Annotated in this window: 3 protein-coding genes; all 3 read right to left on the reverse strand. The window is 71.5% G+C overall.

The genetic code is table 11. The features are described 5' to 3' along the window. Positions 1-273: hypothetical protein (locus P409_RS31025; RefSeq protein WP_034847560.1), on the reverse strand; the 273-nt coding region annotated here is incomplete at its 3' end. An 8-nt stretch (positions 274-281) separates the two neighbouring features. Next, the gene (locus P409_RS31030; RefSeq protein WP_152613643.1) at positions 282-1,889 is read right to left on the reverse strand and encodes a type II and III secretion system protein family protein; all 1,608 of its coding nucleotides are present in this window, start codon (positions 1,887-1,889) and stop codon (positions 282-284) included. A gap of 8 nt (positions 1,890-1,897) precedes the next feature. Next, the coding region (locus P409_RS31035; RefSeq protein WP_034847562.1) for an FHIPEP family type III secretion protein at positions 1,898-2,810 on the reverse strand (913 nt) is incomplete at its 5' end.

Consider the following 2,810-nt stretch of genomic DNA (forward strand, 5'->3'; position numbering starts at 1 on the left):
CACGGCTTCCTGCCGCGCCGCCGCCCGCGGCCCGCCGGCCGCGACCGTGACATTGGAGCCGGGGGCCAGTCCGGCGCCGCGCACGAACTCGACCAGGCGGGCACGCTCGGTCGCGCTCAGGCTCGACGCCTGCGGCGCGAACAGCACCGGATGGGCCACCGGGGTGGACAGGCTGGTGTAGCCATCCTCGGGCCAGTCCGGGAATTTGTGCTCGCAGGCGGCTAGGGTGCCGGCCAGGGCGATGGCCGCGAGATGCTGGATCGGGAACCTCATGGCGGGTCCTATTCGAGCACGAAGCCGGCGCTGCCGCCGGTCATGGAAGGGGTCTGGCGGACCCGCCGCACGGTCGGCGCGGTGCGCTGCTGCGGCACCGCCACCGCCTGGGGCGTCTCCGCCGGCTTCATCAGGAACGGGGTGATCAGGATCACCAGCTCGGTCTCGTTGCGCTTGTACCGGCTCGACTGGAACAGCTTGCCGAGGATCGGCACGTCGCCGAGCACCGGGATCTTATCGGCCGAGTTCGACATGTTGCGCTGGAACATGCCGGCCAGCGCGAAGGTCTGGCCCGAGGCCAGCTCGATCGTGGTCTCGGCCCGGCGCACGATCAGCGACGGCACCGAGATGCCGTCGCTCTCGACCCGGGCGTCGTCGCTGAGCTCGCTGACCTCCGGCTTCACCCGCATGGCGATGCGGTCGCCCGGCAGAACGGTCGGGACGAAGGACAGCGACACGCCGAACTGCTTGTATTCGACCGTCACCGTCTCGTTGCCCTGCGGCACCGGGATCGGGAACTCGCCGCCCGCCAGGAAGTTCGCCGACTCGCCGCTGACCGCGGTCAGGGTCGGCTCGGCCAGGATGCTGACCAGCCCCTCGCGCTGCAGCGCGTCGATCACAGCATCGACGTTGTTGCCGCCGGCATGATAGCCGGCGGTGGCGGTGCCCGCCGCCCCGAGGGCCGGCGGGAAGCCGCCGCTGACCAGGCCGATGTTGAACTTGCCGATGTCGAACATCGCCTGCCAGTTGACGCCGAGATTCTCCACCGCCGTGCGCTGGACCTCGGCGAAGCGGACGCGGATGCCGACCTGCTGCGAGCCCTTGATCGTGTTCAGGTTCATCGACCCGCCGGCATTGGTGCCGAGCTGCTGGGCCAGGGCGTCGAGCTTCATGGCGCTGCCCAGGTCGGACACCGTCCCGGTGGTCACCGGCCGGTCCTGGATGTAGCCCATCTGGCCGCCGGAGGCCGGGGCCACCTGCATCACCTCGCGCTGCGCCGCCGCGGCGTCCTGGCTGACCCGGACATTCGCGGCCGCCACCACCTGGTCGGCGCTGCTGAGCGCGAACAGGTTGGTGGTGCCGGACGACACGCCGTAGATATAGGCCGAGCGGGCCGACACCATCTCGACATCGAGCACGTTCGGATTGGCCACCAGCACGGTCTGCACCGGCAGGGCGAAGGTCAGCAGGTTGCCCTGCCCCACCTTCATCTCGATCAACGACCGGCTGGGCGTCAGCCCCGGCTGCGCCTGGCGCGGCGGCGCGGGCTGGACCTGCATCATCGGCCCCTGCGCGCCCGGCTGGGCCGATGGCGGCGGCTGCATCGCCGGCGTCGTCTGGGGCGGCTCGGTAGGGGCGCCCGGCGGCAAGGTGACGATCTTGGGCTGCGTGGCCGGGGCGCGCATGGCCGTGACATCCTCGGTCGGCGTCACCACCGTCTCGCCGGGGGCGGCCGGGGCCGATTGCTGCGCCTGGGCCTGGGGCGGCAGCGGCTGCACCGTCATGCCCGGCGCGTCCTGGGCCAGGGCGGCCGGGCTGCCGCCGGTGACGGCGGTCAGGATAACCGTGGCGGCGAGAGCGTGACGCAATCGGGCCAGGAATCGTGACTGGTCCATCTTCCCCCTCACTCCGCGGCGGCCCGGTCAGGCCCGGCCTGGGCTTCCTGGCGGTTGCGGCGGCCGGTCAGCCGGACCACCGCCACCGGCTGCACCGTGTAGTCCGGCGCGATCTCGGCATAGGACAGCACCACCGCCTCGACCTGGTTGCGCACCAGGGTCTGGCGCAGGAAGCGCCGGATATCGAGCGCGGTCAGGATCACCGGCGGCCGGCCGCCGGCCACGACCCGGCCGAGATGACCGCGAATCGTGTCGACCAGCTCCTCGGCCTGGCCCTCGGGCAAAGCGAGATAGGCCCCGACCGTGGTCTGCCGGATCGACTGGCGCAGCACGTCCTCGGCGCTGCGCTCCAGGATCAGGGCGTGGATGATTTTCCGCTCGTCGGCATGGGCGTGGCAGATCTGCCGCTTCAGCCCGCCGCGGACATATTCGGCCAGCAGGACGACGTCCTGCTCCTTCTGTCCCCATTCGGCCAGCGTCTCCAGCACCAGCCGGTGGTTGCGCAGGGAGATGCCCTCTTCCAGCAGCCGGCGGAACACGTCGGCGACCTGGTTGACCGAGAGGTTGCGCTGCGCCTCGCGGACCAGGTCGCCGCGCGTCGCCTCGATGCCCTTGAGGAAGGCCATGGTCTCCTGGATGCCCAGGAAATGCGGGGCGTAGCGGCGCAGCGCCCGGGTCAGCGCCTCGGCCACGATCTCCTCCGCCGTCGCGTGGCCGATGCCGGCTTCCGCCAGTGCCACCTCGTGCCGGTCGTCGATCCAGTGCAGGACCTGGCCGCCGGTTCCTTCGCTGGTCTCCGCCGTCAGGCCGAGAAGATCGAGATGCATCGGGTCGTCGCGCAGCAGGATCCGGCCCGGCCGCGCCGTGCCGGCCTCGACCGGGACGCCGTCGATGTCGATGCGGAACCCGTCCGGTGGCAGC

The sequence above is a fragment of the Inquilinus limosus MP06 genome, from assembly GCF_000767795.1.
GTDB lineage: Bacteria > Pseudomonadota > Alphaproteobacteria > DSM-16000 > Inquilinaceae > Inquilinus > Inquilinus limosus_E.